The 2,884-nt window shown below is 70.1% G+C and carries 3 protein-coding genes; all 3 read left to right on the forward strand.

Annotation, left to right across the window (positions count from 1 at the left end):
- Positions 1-461: 461 nt before the first annotated feature.
- Positions 462-1,295: a lysine/arginine/ornithine ABC transporter substrate-binding protein gene (locus tag BT98_RS0112730; RefSeq protein ID WP_019463413.1), complete on the forward strand. Its 834-nt coding sequence runs from the start codon at positions 462-464 to the stop codon at positions 1,293-1,295.
- Positions 1,296-1,485: 190 nt separating this feature from the next.
- Positions 1,486-2,568: an FAD-dependent oxidoreductase gene (locus tag BT98_RS24270; protein ID WP_019463412.1), complete on the forward strand. Its 1,083-nt coding sequence runs from the start codon at positions 1,486-1,488 to the stop codon at positions 2,566-2,568.
- A gap of 135 nt (positions 2,569-2,703) precedes the next feature.
- The coding region (locus BT98_RS26620; RefSeq protein WP_408735150.1) for a helix-turn-helix domain-containing protein at positions 2,704-2,884 on the forward strand (181 nt) is incomplete at its 3' end.

The raw sequence follows: 2,884 nt of genomic DNA on the forward strand, positions 1-2,884 counted from the left end.
ATCCCCTCCAGTGAACATCCAACCTGTCGGCAGGAAACCCGCGTCAGAAGCACTTCACAGCACCTCGCCGCCGGTGAACGGGCTTATACGGGCCACCCGAAAAACAGTAAAGGCCCGATCCTGACTCCTACCGAGGGCCGAGCCATGCATTTATTGCAATGCTCGGACCTTGACTTCGGAGCCCCGGCGTCCAGCCGAGCGGGCGGCCGGAATCGGGTCGTTCCGAACCGGCCCAGCCATCCCATGCCCGCAGCGTAGAAGGAGAGGCCCCCCTCACAAATCCGTCTTCCGGCCGCCTTCACCGCATCCGGCCCTTCCAAACCCCGGCAGACCCCGCATCATGCGGCAACCGGTGCTCCAGGCGGTTCCAGCAGGGCCGGATGGGCCCGGCCGCATGGACAAAGGGGGCACGGATGCAGCGTCGGTTCTTGGGATGGAAGCCGGCCAGCGCGATACCGGCCGTGGCAATCCTGCTCGGCGCCTTTCTGCTCGGCACTCCGGCAGCACCGGCCGGCGCCCAGGAGCCAGCCCTCCGCATCGCCACGGAGGGCGCCTACCCGCCCTGGAACTTCACCGCCCCGGACGGCAAGCTGGACGGCTTCGAGGTCGATCTGGCCCAGGACCTGTGCCGCCGCATGCAGGCGCGCTGCAATATCGTGCAACAGGATTTCGACGGCATGATTCCGGCCCTGAATTCCGGCAAGTTCGACGCGATCATGGCGGGCATGTCGATCACGGAACAGCGCCAGCAGGCCATTGCCTTCTCCCGCCCCTATGTGGCGCTGGGCAACGGCATCGTGGTGGAGAAGGGCACCGATCTCGCCCGCGCCCTCGGCTCCGTGCAGCGGCTAAGCCTGGATGACGGTTCCGAAGCGACGAAACAGGGCATCGCCCGCATCCAGGCCGCCCTGAAAGGCAAGGCGGTGGGCGTCCAGGGCTCCACCACCCATGCCGCCTTCGCGGAACGCTACCTCGCGACGGTGGCCGATATCCGCCTGTACAAGACCACCGAGCAGCATGACCTCGATCTCGCCGCCGGCCGGCTGGATGCGATCATCGCCGACAGCACGGCGCTCCAGGAGACGCTGAGCAAGCCCGACTTCGCGGATTACGCCATCATGGGTCCGGGCTTCACCGGCGGCGTGCTGGGCACGGGCATCGGCGTCGGCCTGCGCAAGTCCGATGCGGCGCTGAAGACCCGCTTCGACGAGGCGATCAGCTCCGCCCTGGCGGACGGCACTTTGAAACGGCTGTCCGAGAAGTGGTTCAAGCTGGATGTGACGCCCCGGCCCTGACCTTGCCGGCGCCCGGAGCCGGCGAGGCCAGCCGGGCTCCCCTCCCTCCGGAAAGGCCCCCTGGACAGGAGGCGCGCCGCCTTCACGATGGCGCGCGGCGCCGCCGGCCCGTCGCCACCGCATGCCGGCGGTGGCAGTCTAACGGTCATTCCCCGCGAATTCATAAGGGGAGCGAAGGGATGGAAACGCGATGCGCGTCCTGATCATCGGGGCTGGCCCGACCGGGTTGACGCTGGCGCTCGCCCTCCGCCATCGCGGCATCGCCTGCCGCCTGATCGAATGCCGCACCGGCCCCGAGCGCTGGTCCCGCGCCCTGGGCGTGCAGGCCCGCACGCTGGAGGTGCTGGACAGGCTGGGGCTGGCCGAGCGCTTCCTCGCCGCCGCGCATCCGCTGGAAGGGGCGGCCTTCCACCTCCCCGGCCGCACCTCCGGCTCCTCCGCTCCCTCCGCCGGCCAGGAAGTCCGCCTGCGCTTCCAGCACGTGCATCCGCGCTTCCCGTCCATGGTGATCCTGCCCCAGTACGAGACCGAGCGGCTCCTGACGGAAGCAGGGGCGGCGCCGGAGCTCGGCACCGAGTTCCTGGAGATGCAGAACGGCAACGCCCTGCTGCGCCACCAGGACGGGCGGCTGGAATGGGTGGCGGCGGACTGGATCGCCGGCTGCGACGGCGCTCATAGTGGCCTGCGGCACAGCCTGGACCTCCCCTTTCCCGGGCATCGCTACCTGCAGCAACTGGTCCTGGCGGACCTGTCTCTGGAAGGGCTCGACCGCGCCCGGATGCACGTCTTCCCGGACAGCCCGGCGCCCCTGATCTGCTTTCCCCTGCCCGATGGCCATTGGCGGACCATCGCCTTGCTGCCGCCGGACGCGCCGCCGCCCGCGCAGGGCTCCCTGATCCCTTTCCAGCGCCCTGGGCTGACGCTGGGCGAACCCTCCTGGTGGAACCTTTTCCGCATCAGCCAGCGGCAGGTTCCCCGGATGCAGATCGACCGGCGCCTGCTGCTGGGGGATGCCGCGCATATCCACTCGCCGGCTGGCGGGCAGGGCATGAATCTCGGCATCCAGGATGCCTGGTCGCTCGCCGCCGCCATCGCCGAGGGACCGGGGGCCGTCGCCCTCTGGGCCGGGCGGCGGCACGGGCTCGCGCGGCAGGTGATCCGCGCCACGGACCTGATGACGCGGATGATGACCGCCCGTTCGCCCCTCCTGGCTTCCCTCCGCGCCCGCGTCTTCCGCCTGGCGGCAGGCTCGCCTCCCCCGCAGCACGGTTGAGCGAGACACCTCGTAAGTGGACGATATCCACGCAGGAGGTATCTGATGGATCACGAGCAATCCCGGGCGGAGCGGCCGAGCGCCGCGGAGCGACCGCAAGAGTCTGGCGCAGCGGTGCTCGGCCGCGGGGGGCGGATGTCGCGCCAGCGCAAACGGGACGCCGTCCTGCGCCTGCTTCGGGGGGAAGACCTGGAGATAGTGTCGCGCTCGCTCGGAGTGACAGCGGCGACGCTGAGCGGCTGGCGCGACGCCTTCCTGGCTGGCGGCGAGGCGGGTCTCTCGACCCGGCCCACGGACGGCGAGGCGCTGGAGAGCG

The organism is Roseomonas mucosa ATCC BAA-692 (genome assembly GCF_000622225.1).
Classification (GTDB): Bacteria; Pseudomonadota; Alphaproteobacteria; order Acetobacterales; family Acetobacteraceae; genus Roseomonas; species Roseomonas mucosa.

Bases quoted from the DNA above. Each gene is read 5' to 3' on its own strand.
- BT98_RS24270 (WP_019463412.1), top strand. From the start codon at position 1,486: ATGCGCGTCCTGATCATCGGGGCTGGCCCGACCGGGTTGACGCTGGCG.